22 protein-coding genes, 1 tRNA gene and 1 pseudogene are annotated in these 21901 nt (G+C 73.0%); 10 read left to right on the plus strand and 14 right to left on the minus strand.

All coding sequences use genetic code 11. From position 1 onward, the window contains the following. Positions 1-373: 373 nt before the first annotated feature. From R6Y94_RS40720 to R6Y94_RS40730, 3 genes are all read right to left on the minus strand, one after another. Positions 374-1237: an ABC transporter permease gene (locus R6Y94_RS40720; protein WP_318402241.1), complete on the minus strand. Its 864-nt coding sequence runs from the start codon at positions 1235-1237 to the stop codon at positions 374-376. Then, positions 1224-2156 (minus strand): ABC transporter ATP-binding protein, encoded by a 933-nt coding sequence (locus R6Y94_RS40725; protein ID WP_318402243.1) that lies wholly within the window; start codon positions 2154-2156, stop codon positions 1224-1226. The genes R6Y94_RS40720 and R6Y94_RS40725 overlap by 14 nt, the downstream gene beginning before the upstream one ends. Before the next feature lie 195 nt (positions 2157-2351). Continuing rightward, positions 2352-3443, minus strand: coding sequence for a LolA family protein (locus R6Y94_RS40730; RefSeq protein WP_318402245.1), 1092 nt, complete (start codon positions 3441-3443; stop codon positions 2352-2354). Between the two features lie 115 nt (positions 3444-3558). Between R6Y94_RS40730 and R6Y94_RS40735 the strand changes: the two genes are divergently transcribed. Both R6Y94_RS40735 and R6Y94_RS40740 read left to right on the plus strand, forming a co-directional pair. Further along, the gene (locus R6Y94_RS40735; protein ID WP_318402247.1) at positions 3559-4215 is read left to right on the plus strand and encodes a response regulator transcription factor; all 657 of its coding nucleotides are present in this window, start codon (positions 3559-3561) and stop codon (positions 4213-4215) included. Positions 4216-4357: 142 nt separating this feature from the next. Next, on the plus strand, positions 4358-5851 hold the full coding sequence (locus tag R6Y94_RS40740) for a HAMP domain-containing sensor histidine kinase (RefSeq protein WP_318402341.1): 1494 nt from the start codon (positions 4358-4360) through the stop codon (positions 5849-5851). A 929-nt stretch (positions 5852-6780) separates the two neighbouring features. Here R6Y94_RS40740 and R6Y94_RS45480 read toward each other — a convergent pair. Beyond that, positions 6781-7884: pseudogene (locus tag R6Y94_RS45480) on the minus strand (tetratricopeptide repeat protein); the annotation flags it as partial. Between the two features lie 99 nt (positions 7885-7983). On the opposite strand from R6Y94_RS45480, the gene R6Y94_RS40750 reads away from it, so the two are divergent. Both R6Y94_RS40750 and R6Y94_RS40755 read left to right on the plus strand, forming a co-directional pair. Beyond that, positions 7984-8505 carry a VOC family protein gene (locus R6Y94_RS40750; RefSeq protein ID WP_318402251.1) on the plus strand — a complete coding sequence of 174 codons (522 nt, stop codon included), beginning with the start codon at positions 7984-7986 and terminating at the stop codon, positions 8503-8505. Positions 8506-8650: 145 nt separating this feature from the next. Beyond that, positions 8651-9568 carry a hypothetical protein gene (locus R6Y94_RS40755; protein ID WP_318402252.1) on the plus strand — a complete coding sequence of 306 codons (918 nt, stop codon included), beginning with the start codon at positions 8651-8653 and terminating at the stop codon, positions 9566-9568. Between the two features lie 55 nt (positions 9569-9623). On the opposite strand, the gene R6Y94_RS40760 is transcribed toward R6Y94_RS40755, so the two are convergent. The 3 genes from R6Y94_RS40760 to R6Y94_RS40770 form a co-directional block, all read right to left on the minus strand. After that, positions 9624-9803, minus strand: a complete 180-nt coding sequence (locus tag R6Y94_RS40760; RefSeq protein WP_318402254.1) for a DUF4236 domain-containing protein — start codon at positions 9801-9803, stop codon at positions 9624-9626. A gap of 179 nt (positions 9804-9982) precedes the next feature. Continuing rightward, on the minus strand, positions 9983-10162 hold the full coding sequence (locus tag R6Y94_RS40765) for a hypothetical protein (RefSeq protein ID WP_318402255.1): 180 nt from the start codon (positions 10160-10162) through the stop codon (positions 9983-9985). Between the two features lie 67 nt (positions 10163-10229). Beyond that, positions 10230-11150, minus strand: a complete 921-nt coding sequence (locus R6Y94_RS40770; RefSeq protein ID WP_318402257.1) for an AraC family transcriptional regulator — start codon at positions 11148-11150, stop codon at positions 10230-10232. 556 nt (positions 11151-11706) lie between these two features. Between R6Y94_RS40770 and R6Y94_RS40775 the strand changes: the two genes are divergently transcribed. Then, complete coding sequence (locus R6Y94_RS40775; protein WP_318402259.1) at positions 11707-12483, plus strand: glucose 1-dehydrogenase; 777 nt, start codon at positions 11707-11709, stop codon at positions 12481-12483. A 106-nt stretch (positions 12484-12589) separates the two neighbouring features. Here R6Y94_RS40775 and R6Y94_RS40780 read toward each other — a convergent pair whose 3' ends face one another. After that, on the minus strand, positions 12590-13021 hold the full coding sequence (locus R6Y94_RS40780) for an SsgA family sporulation/cell division regulator (protein WP_101365276.1): 432 nt from the start codon (positions 13019-13021) through the stop codon (positions 12590-12592). Between the two features lie 310 nt (positions 13022-13331). Here R6Y94_RS40780 and R6Y94_RS40785 point away from each other — a divergent pair, with 310 nt between their 5' ends. From R6Y94_RS40785 to R6Y94_RS40800, 4 genes are all read left to right on the plus strand, one after another. After that, the gene (locus tag R6Y94_RS40785) at positions 13332-13913 is read left to right on the plus strand and encodes a TIGR02611 family protein (protein ID WP_412102991.1); all 582 of its coding nucleotides are present in this window, start codon (positions 13332-13334) and stop codon (positions 13911-13913) included. Positions 13914-13963: 50 nt separating this feature from the next. Beyond that, positions 13964-14038: transfer RNA gene (locus R6Y94_RS40790), tRNA-Val, on the plus strand. A 269-nt stretch (positions 14039-14307) separates the two neighbouring features. After that, complete coding sequence (locus R6Y94_RS40795) at positions 14308-14496, plus strand: hypothetical protein (RefSeq protein ID WP_318402260.1); 189 nt, start codon at positions 14308-14310, stop codon at positions 14494-14496. 58 nt (positions 14497-14554) lie between these two features. Continuing rightward, the gene (locus R6Y94_RS40800) at positions 14555-15181 is read left to right on the plus strand and encodes a TetR/AcrR family transcriptional regulator (protein ID WP_318402262.1); all 627 of its coding nucleotides are present in this window, start codon (positions 14555-14557) and stop codon (positions 15179-15181) included. A 165-nt stretch (positions 15182-15346) separates the two neighbouring features. On the opposite strand, the gene R6Y94_RS40805 is transcribed toward R6Y94_RS40800, so the two are convergent. From R6Y94_RS40805 to R6Y94_RS40815, 3 genes are all read right to left on the minus strand, one after another. Then, a complete protein-coding gene (locus R6Y94_RS40805; RefSeq protein WP_318402264.1) occupies positions 15347-16006 on the minus strand; it encodes a DUF2306 domain-containing protein in 660 nt (219 codons plus the stop codon). A 308-nt stretch (positions 16007-16314) separates the two neighbouring features. Then, the gene (locus tag R6Y94_RS40810) at positions 16315-16977 is read right to left on the minus strand and encodes a response regulator transcription factor (RefSeq protein ID WP_318402266.1); all 663 of its coding nucleotides are present in this window, start codon (positions 16975-16977) and stop codon (positions 16315-16317) included. Next, positions 16974-18113, minus strand: coding sequence for a sensor histidine kinase (locus R6Y94_RS40815; protein ID WP_318402268.1), 1140 nt, complete (start codon positions 18111-18113; stop codon positions 16974-16976). Before R6Y94_RS40815 ends, R6Y94_RS40810 begins: the two co-directional genes overlap by 4 nt. Before the next feature lie 175 nt (positions 18114-18288). On the opposite strand from R6Y94_RS40815, the gene R6Y94_RS40820 reads away from it, so the two are divergent. Next, a complete protein-coding gene (locus R6Y94_RS40820; RefSeq protein WP_318402270.1) occupies positions 18289-18879 on the plus strand; it encodes a hypothetical protein in 591 nt (196 codons plus the stop codon). Here the strand turns inward: R6Y94_RS40820 and R6Y94_RS40825 are convergent. The 3 genes from R6Y94_RS40825 to R6Y94_RS40835 form a co-directional block, all read right to left on the minus strand. Beyond that, positions 18852-19733 carry a hypothetical protein gene (locus R6Y94_RS40825; RefSeq protein WP_318402271.1) on the minus strand — a complete coding sequence of 294 codons (882 nt, stop codon included), beginning with the start codon at positions 19731-19733 and terminating at the stop codon, positions 18852-18854. The genes R6Y94_RS40820 and R6Y94_RS40825 overlap by 28 nt on opposite strands. Before the next feature lie 55 nt (positions 19734-19788). After that, the gene (gene dgoD, locus R6Y94_RS40830; RefSeq protein WP_318402273.1) at positions 19789-20934 is read right to left on the minus strand and encodes a galactonate dehydratase; all 1146 of its coding nucleotides are present in this window, start codon (positions 20932-20934) and stop codon (positions 19789-19791) included. A 218-nt stretch (positions 20935-21152) separates the two neighbouring features. After that, positions 21153-21863: a FadR/GntR family transcriptional regulator gene (locus R6Y94_RS40835; RefSeq protein WP_318402275.1), complete on the minus strand. Its 711-nt coding sequence runs from the start codon at positions 21861-21863 to the stop codon at positions 21153-21155. Positions 21864-21901: the final 38 nt, after the last annotated feature.

Raw genomic sequence — 21901 nt, forward strand, 5'->3', positions numbered from 1 at the left:
TGCTCGCCGGGAAGGTCGTCCTCGGTGGGCTCGGTGGGCCGGGGCCGCCCGCCCGGCACCGACCCGTCGGCGCGGGAGGGCGCGGCAGGTCCGATCGACTCGTCGACCGGCTCGTCGAGACGCTGGTCGGCCGAAACACCGGATTGCTTTGACAAACCGTCTCCCCGTTGTTAGAATTTGCGCAGGACGGCATTGTGCCGTTCTTTTTTATTTCTGAACTGAGAAACGATAGCGCGTTTCTTCGCCGGCATCCATCAGCCGCACGATCCTCCGGATTACACGCTCTTCGGCGGCGTCGTTCAGGCGGGCGGGAGCCGATCGAGCGGCCCGAGGAAGCTGGCCGGACGTCAGTCGCCCACGACGCCGGTCCGGCTCAGCCGGTCACGTCGCGGCCGCCGAACCGCGCCCATGCTGCGGTGAGGAACACCACCACGTACCCGGCCGCCGAGAGCAGGCCGGGGCGGAGCGCGTCGACCGAGACCGGATCCCGGAGCAGCTCGACGAAGGCCGGCCAGTGGTGGGTCAGCAGGTAAGGGTGCAGCCAGTCGAGCTGCGGGATGCTGTCCAGGACGAAGCTGGTCACCGCGAGCATCGTGGTGGCGATCGTGGCACCCATCGGCTGCTCGGTGAGGGTGGAGACGAAGAGCCCGACCGCGCCCAGTGCGCAGAGCCCGATCGTCAGATAGGCACAGACGCCGAGCAGCCGCAGCAACCCCTCGGCCAGGCTCACCTGGCTGCCGGAGAGCAGCGTCACCGGCCCGCCCCCGAACAGCGCCAGCCCGGCGGCCAGGCCGACCGCCGCGACCAGCAGGGTCACCGTGGCCGCGAAGACGACGACGGCGCCGTACTTGACGGTGAGCAGCCGGGTACGCCCGACCGGTACGGTCAGCAGATAGCGCAGGGTGCCGAGGTTGGCCTCGCCGGCCACGCTGTCCCCGGAGATCGCCGCCACCGCGATCGGCAGGAACAGCCCGAGTTCCGCGCCGAGGGCGGCCAGCGCCACGAAGAACCCGTTCCCGCTGATCGCCGAGAAGAAGCCCGGATCGCGTCCGGCCTCGGTGGGACCGTCGGTGACCCGCATCGCGATCGCGATGATCAATGGTACGGCGGCCAGCGCCGCCATCCCGGCCTGGTTGCGCCGACGACCGAAGACCAGCCGCAGTTCGGAGCGGAAGAATCTGGCCCGGACCGGCGGCCCGGACTCCCCGGCCAGCATCGGCGCGTCAACCGCTGACATCGAAGCCCTCCCCGGTCAGCGAGACGAAGAGTTCCTCCAGGTCCGGGGCATCCACCGCGAAGCCGCGTACCGGTACGGCGGCGTGCACCAGGGCGGCCACCACCTTCTCCGGCGGCACCGGCCCGAGCACGGCGCTGACCTCCCGGGACGCCTCGGTGATCTCGGTGAGGCCCAGTTCGCGCAGCACCTGGGCGGCCGCGACCGGACGGTCGGTCGTCACCCGGGCCCGGGGTGTGGCCGCGGCCCGCAACTCGGCCAGCGGTGCCTGGGCGACCAGGCGCCCCTGGTGCATCACACCCACGTCGGTGCAGACCTGCTCCACCTCGGCGAGCAGGTGGGTGGAGAGCAGCACGGTAGCGCCCTCGGCGGCCAGCGTGCCGACCAGCGCCCGGACCTCCCGGGTGCCCTGCGGGTCGAGCCCGTTGGTCGGTTCGTCCAGGATCAACAGATCCCGGGGGACCAGCAGGGTCGCGGCCAGCGCCAACCGCTGCCGCATGCCCAGCGAGTACGCGCGGTAGCGCTTGCTCGCCGCCGCTGTCAGCCCGACCCGGTCCAGCGCGGCGCCGATCCGTGCCGTGGAGGTGCCCGGATCGGCGGTCCGGTCCGCCGCGTCCAGCCGGCGCAGGTTCTCGGCGCCCGACAGGTACGGGTGGAAGGCCGGTCCCTCCACCAGTGCCCCGACCCGGGGCAGTACCTCTGCCGCCCCGTCGGGCATCCGCCGGCCGAGCAGCGTGTGCCCGCCCGAGGTCGGCCGGACCAGGCCGAGCAGCATCCGGATGGTGGTGGTCTTGCCGGAGCCGTTCGGGCCGAGGAAGCCGTAGACGGCGCCACGCGGAACCGCCAGGTCGACGGCGTGCACCGCGACCTGGCGGCTGAACCGCTTGGTCAGTCCCGCGCTCTGGACCGCTAACTCCGGCACCGGCCGGCTCCTAACTCCGGCACCGGCCGGCTCCTCCGCTCCAGATCACCACGGTGCCGGACCGGCGCCCTCGAAGCACCGCGCCGGACGAGTGCCCTCCCGGTACGGCGCAGGACGGGTGCGCTAGCGCCACGGCGCCGGACGAGTGCCCTCCCGCCGGCACCGCGCCGGACGAGGGCGCCGCCCGGAAGCCGCTCACCTGGTGCTCTGCGCGACTTCGTAGAGCCGTTCCGGCTTCACCGCGCCGACGAACACCCGGCCGTCGTCGGTGAGCAGGGCGCTGAAGAGCTTGCCGGTGACGAGCCGGCCGCTGCCCCACTCGCCGCTCACCTCGGGCAGTCCACCCAGCAGGCCCCGGAGCAGTTCGGCCTCCGCACCGTCGGTCTCCGCCCCTGCGGTCCCGGCGAGCTGCGGAACCTTCGCGACCAGTACGCTCGTCCATCCGCTGCCGACCACCGTCGGCCGCTCCAGCCCGGTCGGCAGCGCCGGCCGGCCCTCCGGACGGGTCGCCTCGGTCACCACCGCGCCAGGCGGCGGGTTGAAGACGAACTGGGCCGGGTCCGGGCGCTCGAAGTCGACCTGGGTGAACGCCACCTCGAAGGCCGGCTTGCTGGTGCCCTCCGGTACGACCTGGAAGCGCAGCGGTACGTGCTCGGCGGCGTCGATCGCGATCGTGATCTGGCCCACCAGCGAGGTGGCGTCACGGGGTTCGAGCACCAGTTCGTACGCGTCCCGGCCGGCGATCGAGGCCGACCGTCCGACGCTGACCTCGGTACTCGGATCCACGGCCGCCAACGCCTGCTCGGCGGCCTCCTGCGGCGTGATCGGCAGGTGGTCGGGCCGGGTGGTCGGGCCGGAGCCGTCCAGGGTGGCGTGCTCGGCCTTGTTGGCCTGGCTGTCCCAGATCCAGACGTCCTTGCCGTTGCGGATCACGTCGGTCTCGCCGAGCGTGCCGAGCAGCGCGACCCGGGTCTGGTCCGGGCCGGCGTGCCAGACCCGCAGGGTGTGCGTACCGGAGACCAGCGAGGTCAGCTCGGCGCTGCCTCGTCCGCCGATGCCGGGCAGGCTCGGCAGTCCGAGGTCGGCGCGCTTGATCACCGTGCCGGAGAGACCGTCCAGGCGGGCGGTCTGCAGGTCGACGAGGAGTTGGGCGGCACTGCGCTCGGGCAGGTTCGGCTCGGCGGCCGAGGCGAAGGTGCCGACCGCCGCACCTCCACCGAGAATTGCCAGGGCCGCCCCGGTCGGGACCAGCCACCGCAGCGCGGGCCGGGATTGTAAAACCGACATGTTCGTACCTCCTGGTGTCCATCCTGCGCCCTATGCGCTGTGAAACCACTGAGAACCGGTGTCGTCGTACCCGGCCGGGTGTGGTTACCGGGGTCGGGGATGGCACGCTTGTCCGGTGCGGTTGCTGGTGGTGGAGGACGAGGCCCGACTGGCCACGGCGTTGCAGCGCGGCCTCCAGGCCGAGGGCTTCGTCGTCGACGTGGCCGGCAGCGGGCCGGAGGGGCTCGACCTGGCCCGGCACGGCGGATACGACGCGATGGTCCTGGACGTGATGCTGCCCGGGCTCTCCGGCTACCGGGTGGTGCGCCAGTTGCGGGCCGAGAAGCACTGGTTGCCCGTGCTCATGCTCTCCGCCAAGGACGGCGAGTACGACCAGGCCGACGGGCTGGACTGCGGGGCCGACGACTACCTGACCAAGCCCTTCTCCTACGTGGTGCTGCTGGCCCGGCTGCGTGCCCTGCTCCGCCGGGGTGCGCCGCGCCGGCCGGTGGTGCTGGTCGCCGGTGACCTGAGTCTGGATCCGGCCCGCCGCCGGGTCACCCGGGACGGGGTCGAGGTGGAACTCACCGCCCGGGAGTACGCCCTGCTGGAATACCTGCTCCGCCGGGCCGGCGAGGTGGTCTCCAAGACGGAACTGCTGGACCACGTCTGGGACGCGAGTCTGCGTACCGCGCCGAACGCCGTCGAGGTCTACGTCGGCTACCTGCGCCGCAAGATCGGCCGGGACCGGCTGGAGACGATCCGGGGGGCCGGCTACCGGCTGGTGACATGACCCGGGCCGAGCGAGGTCACCGCAGGGCCGGGATGCCGGCCGGAGCGGTCGGCCGGCCGGGGCGGGCAGCGGTCGGGACCGGTGGACCGCCGTGATCCGACTCAAGGGGCGGTTCGGCCGGCGTGGCTGGCGACGGCCGTGGCTGAGGCTGAGCCTGCGGGCCCGACTCACCATCATCAGCGCGGCGGGTCTCGCCGCCGGTCTCGCCGTCGGCGGGCTGGTGCTGATCGGCGCGCTCGGCTACGCGCTCCAGCGCACCGTCGACACCGAGGCGCTGAAGACCGCCGAGGCGGTGGCCCGGCTCGCCGGCCAGAACGCGTTGCCGGACCCGCTTCCGGTGGCCGGGGGCCAGGTACGCGTACAGGTGCTCGACGGGCAGGGCCGGATCCGGGCCGCGTCGATCGACGCCGACCGGCTGGTCCCGATGCTCTACCCCGACGAGCTGCGGCGGTTCCAGGCCGGGGAGCGGGACCGGTTCTACCTGCCCGGCCGGCGGCTCGGCCTGGACGGCCCGATCCGGGTGGTGGCGGTACCCGCCGGGCCGGCCGCCGACCCGCAGACGGTGCTGGTAGCCAAGTCCACCGCGGACGTACGGCACAGCGTGACCGTGGTCCGCAGCATCCTGCTGGTCAGCTTTCCGCTGCTCCTGGTCGCGCTGGCCGCGGTTGCCTGGCGGGTGGTCGGCGCCACGCTGCGCCCGGTCGAGACGCTGCGGGCGGGTGCCGAGGAGATCACCGGCGGGGCCCGGCCGGGCCGGTTGCCGCTGCCCGCCTCGCACGACGAGATCCACCGGCTGGCGGTGACCCTGAACGGGATGCTGGGCCGGCTGGAGTCGGCCCGGGCCCGGCAGCGCGCCTTCGTCGCCGACGCCGCGCACGAGCTGCGCAGCCCGCTGGCCAACATGCGGACCCAGCTAGAGGTCGCGCAGCGGCTCGGCCCGGCGACGGAGTGGCCCGCGGTCGCCGACGACCTGCTCGCCGACACCCAGCGGCTCAGCCGGCTCGTCGACGATCTGCTGCTGCTCGCCCGCTTCGACGAGGCGGCCGCCCGGCCACCCCGGGCTGCCGAGCCGGTCGAGCTGGGGGAGTTGCTGACCGCGGTCGCCGAGCGGTACCCGACGCCGCCGTTGCGGGTGGTGACACCGAGATTTCCGCTCTGGGTGCTGGCCGAGCCGGACGCACTGACCCGGATCCTGGGCAACCTGCTGGACAACGCGCTCCGGTACACCACCAGTGAGGTGGTGCTGGAGGCCGGGCCCGGCGGTTGGACCGGTCCGGCGTACCACCTGCTGACCGTGACCGACGACGGGCCCGGGATCCCGGCCGGGGACCGGGACCGGGTCTTCGACCGGTTCACCCGGCTGGACGACGCCCGGGCCCGGGACGCGGGCGGCGCCGGCCTCGGCCTGGCCATCGTCCGGGAACTGGTACGCCGCCAGGGCGGCACGGTGACCCTCGGCGACGCCGGACCCGGACTGCGGGTCGAGGTACGCCTGCCGGCCGAGCGCCCGGTCCCGGACGGCCACGACGAGCGGGTACCGCCGCAGCCGCTGGCCGGAGGTCAGCGCGCCGACGGCGACCTGCCGGGCCGGTCGGTGCAGACCGGATCGGCCTCGCCGACGACGCTCTCGGAATAGACGACCGCGACCGAGAAGCAGTAGTTGCCCTGCGTCTGGAGGCCGTACACCACGTATCCGGTGGAGCCGGCCGGCAGTTCCTGGAACGGCCGGAGTTCCTGACCGGCCCGCCCGCCGGCCAGCACCACCGGACCCTCGGCACCGTTCGGATAACTCCAACCCAGCGTCACGCTGCTCCGGTTGTCGGCCAGGGTCACCGCGCCGGGCGGGGTGCCGGGGGAGGCGGGCGGCGGTGTACTCGGCGGCGCGGCCGGAGCGCTGGTCGCCGGCCCAGGCGCCGCTGACTCCGGCTCGTCGTCCCCGGTCAGCCCGAACCCCAGCACCACGGCGGCGGTGCCGAGCAGGACCAGCACCACCAGGCCGGCGACGACCGCAGTCGACAGCCGCCGACCAGCGGGCGGCGGCCGGTGGATCCGCACCGGCAACCGGGACGACCGCCGCTCCGGCAGGTGCCGGACCTCGGGTACGCCCCCGGTGCCGCCGAGGTCGACGGCGTGACCGTCCGGGAGTTCCGGGTGCGGCCGCTCGGCGACCGGGGTGGAGCCGGAGCGGCTCTCCGGCTGCCACGGCTCGGCGGCGGCCGGCGTGGGGTGCCGCCCGGCCTCCGGGTCGTCGTCGCCGTCCGGCGTGCGGCGGACCACGTCCGGCGGCCACCAGCCGTGCTCCGGATCGTCGTCCGCATCGCCGGTCGGCCCGGCACCGGTGGCGAATCCGGATCCGGACCGGTTCGCCGCGTTCCGGGGTGGCGGGGCCGGCGGCCCGGCCGGCGGTGGGGTGCCCCACCGGGGCGGGGGTTCGACGAGCGGTGCGGGTGGCAGCCGGGGCGGCGGCACCTGCGGGGCGTCGGTGCCGGCTCCGGCGGACCGGGGTGGCGGTGGAGGCGGAAAGCGCAGCGGTGGCAACTCGTCGCGGGGTGGCAGCTCGGCGTCCGGCGGGTGCTCCCCGCCGTCCGGAAACCCGGCAGGATCGTCCTGGTACGGCTGGTCGTGCTGCCCGGGCCGCTGACCGGGCGCGGTCGGGTACGGCGACACCGCTCCGAGCGGCGGCGACGCCGGTCCGGCGGGCTGCGCCGGTCCGGCGGGCTGCGCCGGTGCGGCGGCGGGTGGCGGCGGTACCGCCGGATACGACGAGGCCGCGTGCTGCGGGCCGCCGTGTGGCGGATATTCGCCGTGCTGCGGACGACGTGCGTGCTGTCCGTACCCGGTGTGCTCCGAGTGCTCGGTGTACGGTGCCGGCTCGGCGTGCCGAGGCTCCGGGTGCCACGGCACGGCGTACTCCGGGGCGCCCGTCCGCCCGGTCGGCGCGTGCGGTTCGTCCTCGGACTCCGGCCCGGAATCGGCGCAGACGTGGTCGGGATCGGCTGCCGCCCGGGCGAGCGCCGCGACCTGGGCCGCCAGCGGATGGTCGGCCGGTAGGTGCTCCCGGCACAACTCCCGGGCCAGGGCCAGGTGCTCGTGCGCCCGGGTGAAGAGTCCACAGTCGCGCTGCATCGCGCCCAGCCGGGCGAGCATCCGGATCCCGCCCGGGTGCCCGTCGCCGTAGACCTCCCGGTGCAGTTCCCAGGCGTCCTCCAGCCGGTTCCGGGCCAGCGTGCACTCGCCCTGGGCGTACTCGACGGTGGCCAGGTCGGCGTGTGCGGCGAGTACCCGCAGCGACTCCGGGCCGTCGTTGGCGGTGAGCTCGATGATCACGTCCCGGTACAGCCGGGCGGCCCGGGCGTGGCTGCCGACCCGGTGCAGTACGGCGGCGAGGGTGGCTGCGGTCGCCACGGTCCGTTGGTCGGCGGCGCCGTAGAGCCGGGTGGTCGCGGAGTAGGCGAACGCGGCCCAGCCCCGAGCGGCGTGCGGGTCGCCGAGCGCCACCAGCACCCGGGCCTGGAGGCCGGCCGCCTCGGCCAACTCGGCGGAGGCGTGTCCGGGGCTCGGGTCGGCGGCGTCCAGCGGCGGGCCGAGCAGGTTCCGGGCCCCGGCCAGGTCACCGGCTGCCACGAGCGCGTTCGCCTGCTGGGTGAGTTCACCGAAGCCGGAAGCCACGCCCCATCGTGCTCGCCCGGCGACGTTCAGTACAAGAGGGCAGGTGGGGGCAGTTTCGTCGTCATCTCGGGCATCCGAGGCGGCGACTACGGTGGAGCCATGGCGATCCACCGGCTCAACCACGCCGTACTCTTCGTTCGCGACCTCGCCCGCAGCGTCGCCTTCTACCGGGACGTCCTCGGCTTCCGTCAGGTGCCGATGACACCGGAGGGGTTCGACGGCGCTGCCTTCCTCCAGGCGCCCGACTCCACCAACGACCACGACCTCGGCCTGTTCGAGGTGGGTGCCGCCGCCGGCCCGTCCGGTGCCGGCCGTACCACGGTCGGGCTCTACCACCTGGCCTGGGAGGTGGACACCCTGGACGAGCTGTCGGCGATCGCCGGCCGGCTCTCCGAGGCGGGCGCGTTGGCCGGCAGCTCCGACCACGGCAGCACCAAGAGCCTCTACGGCAGGGACCCGGACGGGCTGGAGTTCGAGGTGGTGTGGCTGGTCCCGGGCGACCGGCTCGACGAGCAGACCCTCGCCGCGCGCCGCCGGATCTCCCGGCTCGACCTCGACCGGGAGAAGCAGCGGTACGGCGGGCAGACCCGGGGCGGCGTCGGCGTCTCCGTCCCGTCCTGACCGGTACCGGCCGGCGGGGGCCGGGCAGGGCGGTCAGCGGCACCGCACCGTCGAGGTTCCGTGCTGACCGGCATCGGCCGGCGGCGGCCAGGCCGGGACGACCGCCGAGGTGACACGGGCGGGTCGGGCAGGGTACAACCGCAGCATGTCCACCGACCCGATCGGCGCCGTCAAGCGGGAACTGCTGGTACGCCAGCTCGACTCCTGGGTGCCGGCCGCGCTGCACCGGTCCCGGCGGGCCACCTTCGCACAGGCGTACCCCGGAGCGGACGGTGGTGCCGCGGACGCCGCGCTGCGGGTCTTCGGCGAGTTCGCCGACCTGCTGCGCGGGCGGCGAATGGCGGCGCTGACCCTCGGCAGGGCCGGTGACCAGGACCTCGCGGCACGCCATGCGGCGGCCCAGTCGGAGCTGCCCGCCGGGCTGGCCGCGCACCTGGTGCCGGGCGGTGTCGAGCGGTTGCCGGTGGCGCTGCGAGCGGCCGCCGCGAACGGCGCTCCGGTCTTCGCCTACCTGGACGGCACCGGCGGTCCCGAGCCGGATCCGGAGGTCCTCGCGGCGGTGGCCGGCGGCCGGCCGGCCGAGCTGTTGCTGGTGCTCGATCCGCCGGTCTGGTCCGGGGCGGACCACCGGCGTCGACTGGCCGGGGCCGGGCTGCCGCTGGTGACCGAGGTGGAGTTGGTCGCCGACGCCGGCGCCGAGGTGCTGGTCTTCGCCACTGCCGCCGGCAAGCGGCTGGACGCCTTCAAGAACGCGCTGTGGGCGGTGGACGAGTACGCCGGGGTGCGCTACCGGGATCCCGGCGACCCGGAGGGGCACCTGCTGGACATCTCGCTGAGTCCGCATCCGGGGCCGCTGCGACGGGAACTCCTGGCCCGGCTCGCGTCGGTCGGCGCCGCGTCCGTCACCGAGCTGCGCCAGTTCACCGCCGAGCGGACGGTCTATCGTCCGGCGGACACCAACCGGGTGCTCACCGCGTTGCTGGCAGCCGGGCTGGTGAGCCGGGAACCCGAGGCGGGCCGGCTCGGCGGCGACGTCACCATCACCGTCACACCGTCAGGCTGAGCACGTAACAGGGACGCCGACGGCCTGGCCGGCATCCCTGTCCGTCACCGCTGCCTCAGGACCGTGACTTGTCCTGCTTCCAGGACAGCGGGCCGGGCAGGTCGACCCGGTGCGCGCGGGCCCGCGAGTTCCACGACCAGCGACCGATCCTGATACTCCACGACGAGAAGCCGTTCTCGGTGAAGTTGAGGATCAACGGACCGATCTTCCTGCGCTTACGGAACATCAGACCCACGGCCATGCTCCCTTCGGGACAACTGCTCTCTTCCGGGGGTTGCCAGGAAGTTCCCTTCACGGGTGTCCGGCAAACGTGCGCCGGCACCGCTGGCAGCCGCCGACGTTCCGCAAGGGACGGTCCGGGACGGCCGGCGCCGCCCGGCCCTCGGCGCGGCTGCCAGGCGTCCGGCCGGGTGGTCAGCTTGCGTACGTGCGCCGGCATCCGGCCGCCGGGACGGCCACCCAGAGCCGGGGCAGGTCCTGCTCGGCGGCGAGCGCCTGGGCGGACATCAGCGCCGGGTACGCCGCCGCGAGACCGAGTCCGGCCCGTACCGCGTAGTCACCGCGCGCCGAGATCTGCACGCCTCCATCACCCACCGTCGGGATGGCCGGCCGATGACGGCGGGCCGACGACGGCGGGAGCGATGGCGGGCGGCGGAGGCGGTCAGCCCTGGACGGCGGGGCTCCGGCCGGGCAGGCCGGCCCGGAAGGCGCCGGGACTGCGTCCGACCTCCCGCTGGAAGAACCGGCCGAAGTTGGTCGGCTCCGGAAAGCCGAGCCGGCGGCCGACCTCGGCCACCGACAGGTCGGTCGCGGCGAGCAGCCGCCGGGCCTCCAGCGCCACCCGCTCGTCGATCACCTGCTTGGCGCTGCGGCCGGTGGCCGCCAGACAGGCCCGGGTCAGGGTACGCACCGAGCAGTCGAGCCGGCCGGCGTAGTCCTCGACCCGCCGGGTCTGCCCGTACGAGCGCTCGACCTCGTGCCGCAGCCGCCAGAAGGTGCCGGTCGGGTCCGTACCGTCCGGGGCGCCGCCGTTGCGGGTGTGTGGAGGGGCCGGCACCGCAGCGGGGTCGGCCGGGTCGCGCGGCAGCAGGGCCAGCCGCAGCAGCAGTACGGCGAGCTGGTGCCGCAGCAGGTCGGTGGCGAGGGCGCCGCCCCGGTGCCGCTGGCAGTCCACCACCAGTTGACTGACCTCGTTGATCACCGCGTCCTCGTCCTCACCGGCGAGCTGCCAGAAGCCGGCGGCGAAGGGCGGGCCGATCGGCGAGACGTCCAGATCGCGCATGGTCTGCGGCGTCCAGCAGACCAGCACCGCGTCGAGTCCGCCCTGCCCACCGTGCTGGACGACCTGCCCGGGCCGCACCCAGAGCAGCGATCCCGGCCGGCACGGGTACGTCCGGAAGTCGATGTCCTGCGTGCCGTGTCCGACGGTGACCAGGATGAGCAGGTGCCGATCGACCAGCAGCGGTCCTTGACGGGACCGATCGAAGAAGTAGTCGCGCAGGGTGAGGGTGCGGATACCGGCCCAGCCGGGCTGGGCCGGCGCTGCGCCCGGATCACCTGGAAGCTGACCGAATCGGACCATCACCTGCGACGTTAGCCGCCGTCGGCCCGCAGCGCACCCCTCGGGCGGCCCGGGTCCGGAACCCGACCGCGCCGCCATCCGGGCAGGTGGCGGCGGTGGCCGGGCCGACGGGGGGCGGAGATCGGACAGCCAGACATCGACGTTGACCGTGGAGTCGGCCGGTCGGTAGCCTGTCCCCGGTCCGGGCTACGACCACCGCGTGATCGGTGCGCCGAGCACCCCACTGACGGTGCGGCACCGCAACCTGGACCGTTCGCCCACGGATGCCCGGATCCGCCCGGCGATCGAGCGGGACAATCCCCGGCCGGGTGCCGGTCGACCTGTCCCGGGTGACCATGGCCGGTACCGAGCCGTGATCGCCGGTACCGAGCCGTGATCGCCGGTACCGAGCCGTGATCGCCGGTACCGAGCCGTGATCGCCGGTACCGAGCCGTAGTGCCGCCGTACCGGCCGGAGTTGTCCGGTCGGTACGGTCAAGGCTAAGTTACCGCACAGTAAACCGATCCGGTCGGTCCGCATCCCGGCGCCGATCGACCCACAATCTGCAGGGGTGTGCATGCCAGGTCTGTTCTCGGTCGAGGGCAAGGCGGTGCTGGTCACCGGTGGCACCCGGGGAATCGGGCTGATGATCGCCCGGGGATTTGTCGAGGCGGGCGCCCAGGTGATCATCTCGTCCCGCAAGGCGGAGGTCTGTGCCGAGGTCGCCGAGCAGCTTTCCGGGTTCGGTCGCTGCGAGGCGATCCCGGCGGACATCTCCAGCGCGGCCGGGGCGGGTCGGCTCGCCGAGCAGGTCCTGCAACGGGTGCCGGCCCTGGACGTACTGGTCAACAACGCCGGTGCGACCTGGGGGGCACCGCTGGAGGCGTACCCGGAGAGCGCCTTCGACAAGCTCTGGGCGGTGAACGTCAAGGCGGTCTTCCGGTTGACCACCGCCCTGCTGCCCGCCTTGCGTGCCTCGGCCAGCGCAGACGACCCGGCCCGGGTGATCAACATCGGTTCGATCGACGGCATCCGGGTGCCGTGGATGGAGGTGTACGCCTACTCGGCCACCAAGGCGGCGGTGCACATGCTGACCCGGAGCCTGGCCCATCAGCTCGCCCCGGAGCACATCACGGTGAACGCGATCGCCCCCGGTCCGTTCGAGAGCAAGATGATGGCGTTCGCGTTGGACGACCCGGCGACCCGGGCGACGATCGAGCACCAGGTGCCGCTCGGCCGGATCGGCCGGCCCGACGACATGGCCGGGGCGGCGATCTACCTCGCCTCGCGGGCCGGGGCATACCTCACCGGAGCGGTCATACCGGTCGACGGCGGAATCACCACGCACGGCTGACCAGACCGACGTCGGGCATCGCGAACGCCGCGCGGACCTCGGCAGGGTCCGCGCGGCGTGGCCTTCCAGCGGCGACGTGCCCCGCGCACGCAGTCGCGGGAAACGCTCAGCGACCGGCCAGCAGTCGGTTGACCGCCGTATCGACGTCGAGGTGGTCTCCTTCCCGGCCCCGGGGGACCACCACGTACGTCCGGCGCAGGAACCTGACCAGGACGCTACGTGGCACCTCGAACAGTGCGTTACCGTCCGGTGATGAGAGCGCGAGCGCGACGAAGTCGCCCCGGGGTGTGGCCCAGGGCCAGACCCGGACGTCGCCGATCCCGGCCGGCTCGTCGAGGCCGGTGACGAGCAGCTCCCGGGCGAAGGACCAGCTGACCGCTTCGCCACCGGCAGATTCCGCATGGAACAGGACATGGACCGCATACGGGTCGGCTGGGTCGTAGCGCAGGCTGGCACGCACGGGCAGGGCCGTGGCGTCAGGTGCAACGAGCCTTAACGACGTCTCGACCTCGACCGTGGTCGGTCGGATGACACTCATGGACGTTCTCCCCCCGGCACCGCTGCGGGACGTATGTGTCCCGCCTTTCCCATCCTCAGGTGCTACTCATGGTTACGCTCCGCCATACGCTGATATCACCCAGTAGTGGGAAGAGGCTTCCTAGCCGCCGATCGAAATCGAATCTTTATGTAGGATGTCCAGTTCTGCCCAGGTACTCGATCCCACCCGACGCCGGATGGTTCAGCCGTCGACTCACTCCGGTAACGTCCAGTCGTCCTGTTGAGTGACGGGCCGGGCCACACTGGGGGTTGAAATGGCTACGAATCCATCCTCAATGGAGAAAGCGGCTCTGCCGAGCGCGTCGAGGGTGAACGGGGCCGGACCCGGGGTCCGCTCCGGCGTCGCGGGGGCGGTCGAAGAGCGGAGGTACGACGTGCCCGACGACGAGCGCGTCCCACGGGGGGACCGGTCCGGATCTGCGACGGAGTCCTTCACGGGCGCCGGCGCGGAAGTGCCGCTCGAGCCGTTCGTGACACAGAACCGGCGGCAACGGGTACGCCGGACGCTGGAGATCATCCGAGCCAATCCGACCGGTCGGATCGCGTTGAAGGTGTTCGTGGCGGTTGCCGGTGCGATCGTCGTCACACTCGGTCTCGCATTGATTCCGCTTCCGGGGCCGGGTTGGCTGATCGTCATCGGCGGGCTGGGTATCTGGGCGGTGGAGTTCCATTGGGCCAAACGGCTGCTCAACTTCACCCGTCGGCACGTACAGGGCTGGGCACGTTGGGTACGTGAACAGTCCCTCCTGGTCCGGATCATGCTCGGTTCGGTCGGGCTGGTGTTCGTGGCGGTGGTGTTCTGGCTGTCGGTACGGGCCAGTCTCGGCATCGACCTGATCGCCAGGTTCATGCACTACATCGCGACGCACTGACCCCGAAGTCGCGCGGACTCCGGCGGATCAGGTACAGTCGTCCGCGCTGAGGGCGATTAGCTCAGCGGGAGAGCGCTTCGTTCACACCGAAGAGGTCACTGGTTCGATCCCAGTATCGCCCACCACGCTTGGCAGTGCGCGAACCGCGTTTCTGCTGTCCGAAAGGGCTGGTCCGTCGAGGACCAGCCCTTCGTCGTTGCTGGTGACGGGGAGTGTGGAGGCGGACCGGACGGTGTCGCCGGCGATGATCAGGCTGACTCGCCCGTCAGGGCGTTCTCGATCTAGCTCGAGGTCGACGCCAGCCGGAACTCCGAGATGCACCCTGGCGCGGTGGTCCAGGGTGAGATAACGGAGGGTGGACCGACACGCCGGCTAGCCGGGAGGCCAGACAACCATGACCGACGCCACCGCACTCGTCACCGTCTTCGCGGAGCGCGACGCCGAAACCCTCGGCCTCACCGTCCGGGTGCTCGCGGACGGCCGGATCCAGATCGTCACCGGGGACCGCGAGTGGACACTGCACCGGGACGACTCGTACACCATCGCCTCCACGGTCATGTCGGCGATGGAGGGCTCGCGATGACCGACGACCTGCTCGGATGGCTCCGCAGCACGCGAGGTGAGTAGCGTTAACCTTGGCTATGACACGTGCCCGGCCGACCGGCCACCATCACGGTAACCTGCGCAGCGCCCTGCTACGGGCCGCTCTGGAACTGGTGGCGGAGCGGGGAGCCCGAGGATTCACCCTGGCCGAGGCGAGCCGCCGGGCCGGCGTCAGCGTGGCGGCACCGTACAAGCACTTCGCGGACAGGGAGGCACTCTTGGCCGAGCTGGCGCGCACAGGCTACGAGCAGCAGTACGAGTGCTTCTCCGCCGCCATGGCCGCCGAGGAAGACCCGACCGAGCAGCTCGCCGCGTTCGCTGCCGCGTACGTGCGATTCGCCGCGAACAGCAAGGCGCTGTTCGACATCACGTTCGCCGCCGGGTTGAACAAGCAGCTCCATCCGGATCTGGGACGGGCCGGTGACCGGGTTCTGCACCTGCTCAGCCAGCCCGCCGGGCGGCTCGTCCCCGACCCTGACGAGGCGCTCGACCTCATCCACGCGGTCGGTGCCACGGCACACGGCTTCGCCGCTTTCCTCGCCGAGGGCGTCTTCGGCGACCCTGACGAGGCGCTGGAGTCCACCACCCGCCGAGCCCGCTGTGCGGCCCGCAAGCTGGTGACCGGCCGAGCCGACCGGCCAGACACCTCGACACAGACCCCTTGAGAACTCTGTCGCGTTCGGCGGAGGCGTGATCAACTACCGCCGCGGTGTCCACCCGGGACACCCGGCGGGGGCGCCTGCTACGTCACGGGCATCAGGGCCACCAGCGGCGGCCGGCGCAGCGTGCACTGTCGGTGGACGGCGCGCTCGGCAATGCCCCGGAGGGCTTCATCCGGCGGCGACATGCGACCGACGAGCTGGTCGAGAACGCGCTGTGCGGGCCGGGCGGCGCAGGTACCATTCGGCCACGGCAAGGTTGATCAGCCAACCGGCGAGCACCAGCCCGGCGCGGACGTTCCCGTCCGGCTGTTCGCCGGTCGCCGCGACGTACGGCGCATGCGTGAACGCCTGCGTGCCGGCGCCGAGGCCGATCGCGTAGCCTCGCGCCATCCACGCCCGGTGCCGGGTGAAGTCGCGGCGCAGGGCGGCGGCGAGGCCGAGCAGGATCGAGGCGGCCATGGCCGAGCCGAAGACGAGCCGCATGCCGGCGAGCACGTCGTTGTCGTGGGCCGGCAGGTCGTACGCGAACGCCATCCACAGGCCGGTGAGGGCGACCGTCAGCCCACAGGGAACGAGCAGCCGGCCGGCGAGGCGGTGCCAGCGGCGGCGGCGCAGGCCGGGTACGAACTGGAAGGCGCCGAGGATCGTGTAGACCACCGCGCCGACGATGTGCAGTACCACCGGCAGCGGGTCGGCGACGAAGCGGGCGTTCGCCGGGGTGACCTCCGGGCCGGTGCTCAGCTCGGTCACCCGTGCCGCGCCGGCGATTATCGGTATCAGGGCCAGCAGGATCAACGCGGCCGGCAGCCGCCACTCACGCCTCGTCATGCCATCGATGGTGGCCGCCGCACCCGCCCCGGCTCATCGGCAGATGGGCCGCGATCGGGCCGGCCCATGGTCGTACGGCGTCGTCGTACTTTCAGCGGTCGCCGTCCACTCGTCGTCGGCCCCTGGCGACGCGCGGGACGGTGATTCAGCCTGCGGGAAGATGCTCGCCGTAGCCTGTGGCGAGCCTTGGGGTGGTCGTGCGTCGCGCGCTCCGCCGGGTCGGCGCGGGTACCCGAGGCAGTCGACCACCACCGAGGCGACGAGGCGCGACGCGAGCAGCAGGGTGTGGCCGTGGACCGGGGGCGCCGTCAACCCCGCGCCCGGTTGCGGTTGGTCTCGTACGCCCACATCGCGATCTCGACCCGGTTACGCACGCCGAGCTTGGTCATCAGGCTGGTGACGTGTGACTTGACGGTGCTCAGCGTGATGTAGAGCTCGTCGGCGATCTCCTTGTTGGTGCGCCCCCGCGCGACCGCGACCAGCACCTGCTCCTCCCGGTCGGTGAGCGCCTCGATCGGCTGCTTCGGCGGCGCGGCGGGACCGGCGTCGGCGAACGCCTTCAACAGCCGCGTGGTGACGCTCGGTGCGATGAGCGCGTCCCCGTTGGCAGCCGCGTGCACGGCCTGGGTGAGTAGATCGGGGCCGGCCTCCTTGAGCAGGAAACCGCGGGCGCCCGCGCGCAGTGCCGCGTACACGTAGTCGTCGAGATCGAAGGTCGTGATGACGACCACCGCGAGCGGCTCCGCGACGGATGGCCCGGCGAGCGCCCGGGTGGCCTCGATGCCGTCCATGCCGGGCATCCGGATGTCGAAGAGGCAGACGTCGGGGCGGAGCCGCCGGGCCAGCTCGACGGCCCGGCGACCGTCGCCGGCCTCGCCGACGACCTCGATGCCGGGCTGCGCGTTCAGAATCATGGTGAGGCCGGTGCGGACGATCTCCTGGTCGTCCGCGACGAGCACGCGCACCGTCACGCGCCAACGCCCGCGCGCGGGAGCACGGCCGTCACGGTCCACCCGCGCTCGGGGTCGGGGCCGGCCTCGCAGGTGCCGCCAAGCAGGTCGGCGCGTTCCATCATGCCCATCAGACCGAACCCGGGCGAGCCGGCCGGGCGGGCGACGCCGGTCTCGCCGTCGTCGCTGACCCGCAGGCGCACGGAGGTGTCGTCGGCCGCGACGCTGATCTCGATGCGGGTGGCGTGCCGGGCGTGGCGGCGGGCGTTGGTGACCGACTCCTGGGCCAGGCGGTAGAGCGCGGAGTCGACCGTGGGTGGGAGGTTGTCAAGGTCGCCCCGGAGCTCCACGTCGACGTCCGGCCCGGCGCGGAATCGGCCGGCGAGCCGCTCGATGTCGGCGACCCGCGGGCTGGGCGCCAGCTCGGCGGGCTGGTCGCGGCGCAGGACGCGGACCATCGCGCGCATCTCGGCGAGCGCGCGGGACGCCTCGGCCTCGATCACGCGGAGCGCCTCGACGGCGGCGCCCGGCTGGCTGGCCGAGGCGGCGATGCCGGCCTGGGCGCGGATCGCCATCGCCGAGACGTGGTGGGCCACGGTGTCGTGCAGGTCGCGGGCGAGGCGCTCGCGCTCCAGGAGCTTGACCCGGTCGAGCTCGCGCAGCCGGGCGGTGGCGCGGAAGCGGACCGCGGCGCCGAGCGTGGCGGCGGCGAACATCACCGCGAAGCCGGCGACCACCTCACCGCCGCCGATCGAGCCGGCCATCCCGGCGGCGGCAACCTTGGCCGCCACGAACGCCGAACCGATCACGGCGTCCCGGCCGGAGCCCCAGCGGATCAGCGCGTAGCAGAGCAGGACGAGGAAGCTCGTCGTGTACATGTGGCAGGGGTCGCCGGGCAGCACGAACGGGGCGGCCGCCGTGAAGCCGAACGCGATCGCCACCATCGCGAGCGGCTGGGTGCGCCGCCACAGCAGCGTGGGCAGCAGCGAGAGCGCGATGACGACGCAGCCGACCCGCCACGGCAGGTCGGGCCGGAAGATCCCCTCCAGCACGATCGCCGGCCCGAAGACGGTGAGCAACGCCCAGTCGCGCCACACGCGGGCCGGGGCATGTGGGGCACGCGGCTCGGCCAGCACGGCGCGCAGACGAGGGTGCACCGGACCATCGTACGAACGGTGGTGCGGCTTCCAGATCAGCCCAAAGTACGACCGATTCGTCCCGCCGGAGTGTTTCGGGGTGGGTGCTCCCGCGGGAGGGCCGCGAAGCGAGGTCAGCCACTGACCGGGGCGGTGGAGTCATGTCATCGATCACATTGACATTCACCAGTGCATATTGCCGTCCGGGCACTGCTCGGTCGGATGCGGTCGCTACCTTCCCACCGCCCTGCAAGGCGTACTGGCCGACCCAACCGAAGACAAGCGCGCCGAGCTGCCGGACTGGTTGAACTTCGCGGGCACCCGTGACCAGTACCTCACCGGGCTGCCTGAACACCTGCGCACGCTGCACCCTCCCGAGTCGTGGCACCTCGACTGGGAGCGCATGAGCCGACCCGGCAACATCGATGCGCAGTTCGTGCTGTACGGCGACCACGCCAGCCACGTCGCCCGCTTCGATGAGATCGCCGAGTACGACCGGGCTCACCAGCCGCCGGCGCTCGTGCTGTGGGGACGGCGCGACCCGTACTTCGACGTTGACGAGGTCCTCGCCTACCACCGTGCCCCCGAGCGCATGGACGCGCACATCTACGACGGCGGGCACTTTTGTTGGAGACGCACGCGGCCGAGTGCGCCAAGCTCATGCGGGCGTTCGTGCTCGACACCGCTTGAGCTGATCCGCCGCTTCTCGTGGACGGTCAGCAGCGCTCCGCCCAGTGTCGCGCGCGGTCACGCGGGTCGTCAGCGGTCGACCCGGGGCAAGCGGTGAGCGGTGAGCACCAGCTCCCATTCGACCTCACCGCCGGCCGGTACCACCGCGGCGTTCCCGCCGGGCGCGGCGTCGAGGTCCGCCTCGGCCAGGTCGAAGACCCGGCCGAGCATCGGCTCGACCCCGATGCTCCGGTACGGCGCCGCAGCCGGCCAGCCCCGCAGGTTGCGCCAGAGCGCGGTGGCGCGGGGCTGGTCCGGACAGTGCAGGCGCAGCCGGAGCACATCGGCGCCGTCCACCACCCGTACGTCGTCGGCACCGACCAGGACGGCGCCGAGCGCGGTGCCGTCGTCCGGACCGAACCGGTCCAGCGGCAACCCGGCCGGGTCGGGCCAGGCGCCGGTGTGCCACCGGTCCCCGGTCCGCCACGTCTCCGGTTGCAGCAGGTCGGCGGCCTCCGGATAGAGCCGGGTGGGGGTGCCCGGCGGGGCGACCAGCCGAGCCGACGGTGACAGGTCGAGCAGGGCGTGCGCGGCCCAGACGAACCGGTAGCCCGGCTCGGCGACCAGTCGGTAGCGGGCCTGTACCGCGCCCTCCTCCTCGGTGATCCAGCGGGCGAGGGTGAATTCGGCACAGTCGACGACCGCGCTGCCCGGACCGGTCGTCCGCCAGGGGCGGGACCAGGCGTCGCCGTGGTCCGGGGTGCCGCGTACGGTCGGCACGCACTCCTCCAGGCCGCCCGCGTCGACGAACGCGTCGCCCGGGGCGACCCGGTCCCGGCCGGTCGCGCCGCCCCGCCAGAGCCACTCGCGCCCGCCACCGGCCAGGCTGGTCCACCGTCCACCGTGCCGGTGGTCGACGGCGACCCGCAGCGGTACGGCGACCGGTGCGGAGCCGCCCGTCCCGCTCAGCATTCCGTCCCGCCGGCTGGTCCTCCCACTGCGCGGGCTCGCCGCGCTTCGTCCCGGCTCACCATTCCGCGAAGGAGCCGTCGTCGTGCCGCCAGACCGGGTTGCGCCAGGCGTGCCCCTGCCGGGCCGCGGCGCGTACGGCCTGCTCGTCGACGGTGATGCCGAGCCCGGGCGCCTCCGGCCGGCGCAGGTGCCCGTCGACGAACCGGAACGGCTCCCGGTCCAGCACGTAGTCGAGCAGTTCCGAGCCGGAGTGGTAGTGGATGCCGATGCTCTGCTCCTGGATCAGGAAGTTCGGTGTGGCGAAGGCGACCTGGAGGCTGGCGGCGAGCGAGATCGGCCCGAGCGGGCAGTGCGGGGCCAGCACCGCGCCGAACGTCTCGGCCAGCGCGGCGATCCGGCGTACCTCGGAGATGCCGCCGGCGTGCGAGAGGTCGGGCTGCACCACCGCCACGCCCGCGCGCAGCGGCCCGAGGAACTCGTGCCGAGCGAAGAGCCGCTCGCCGGTCGCGATCGGCACCGGCGACGCGCTGACGAGATCGCCGAGTTGGTGGTTGTGCTCGGGGAGTACCGGTTCCTCCACGAAGAGCGGCCGCAGCGGGGCGAGTTCCGGCAGGATGCGGCGGGCTGCCGCCGGGCTCGCCCGGCCGTGGAAGTCCAGCGCGATGTCCCGGTCGTCGCCGAGCACCTCCCGGACGGCGGTGACCCGGCGCACCACGGCCGCCACCTCGGTGGCGCTGGGGATGGCGGCGAGCAGGCCGGAGGCGTTCATCTTGATCGCCGTCATGCCGGCCTCGACCTGTGCGGCGGCGGAGTCGGCGAGTTCGGCCGGCTCGTCGCCGCCGATCCAGGAGTAGATCCGGACCCGCTCCCGGACCGGACCGCCGAGCAGCGCGTGCACCGGTGCGCCGTACGCCTGGCCGGCGATGTCCCAGAGTGCCTGGTCGAGGCCGGCGACCGCGCTGGAGAGTACCGGACCGCCCCGGTAGAAGCCGCCCTTGGTGAGTACCTGCCAGTGCTGCTCGATCCGCAGCGGATCCTCCCCGAGCAGATACTCGGAGAGCACCTCGACGGCGGCCCGGACCACTTCGGCCCGGCCCTCCACCACCGGCTCACCCCAGCCGACCAGCCCCTCGTCGGTCTCCACCCGGCAGAAGAGCCACCGGGGTGGGACGAGGAAGGTCTCGATTCGGACGATCTTCACTGGACGCCTCTCTGTAATCGCTCAGCCCGTGCTCGCGCACCGTCGGGCAGTGCTGCTCACTCGCTGTCGCCTCGGTGTTCGCCCGGCTCGGCTCCGCGCTCGCTCCGCTCCTCGGGCCGTGGCCGGCCCTGCGATGCTCACTCGCTGTCGCCTCGGTGTTCGCCCGGCTCGGCTCCGCGCTCGCTCCGCTCCTCGGGCCGTGGCCGGCCCTGCGATGCTCACTCGCTGTCGCCTCGGTGCCGGCGTACCTTCTGGACGTCCCGGATGGCCTTGTCCAGCAGGTCGCGCATGGCCTGCTCGGCGGCGGTCGCGTCGGTGCGCCGGATCGCGTCCACCACCGCGCGGTGGCTGGGCACCGGGTCGTCCTCGGGTGCCACACCGTGCACCAGGCGGTCCCGTTCGGCCAGTCCGGTCTCCATCACCACCTCCATGCGCTGCACCAGCTCGTTGTGGGTGGCGGCCAGCAGCGCGCGGTGGAAGCCCAGGTCGGCGCGGACGGCGGTGACCGGGTCGGTGGCGGCGGACATCTCGGCCAGCGCCTCGTCGAGGGCGGCCAGGTCGGCGCCGGTGGCGCGGTCGGCGGCGAGTCGCGCGGCGGCCGGCTCGACGATGGTACGCACCTCGTGTAGCTGGTCGAGCAGGTGCTGCCCGGCGCCCTCGGCGAACTGCCAGCGGATCACGTCACCGTCGAGCAGGTGCCAGTCCGCCCGGGGGCGTACGAAGGTGCCCCGCTTCTGCCGGGCGTCCACGATGCCCTTGGCGGTGAGGACCTTGAGCGCCTCGCGCAGCGCGGTGAGGCTGACGTCGAGCTCCTGCTGGAGTGCGGCCAGGTTCAGAGTGGCGCCCTCGGCGATCTCACCGGCGAGGATGCGCCGGGCGATGACCTCGACGGTCTGACCGTGGACACCGCGACGTGCGTACTGTGCCAATGCTCTCCGCGCCTTCTCGTTCGTCCGATGGTGGTCTG

Source organism: Plantactinospora sp. KLBMP9567 (assembly GCF_033446045.1).
In the GTDB taxonomy this organism is placed as follows: Bacteria; Actinomycetota; Actinomycetes; order Mycobacteriales; family Micromonosporaceae; genus Plantactinospora.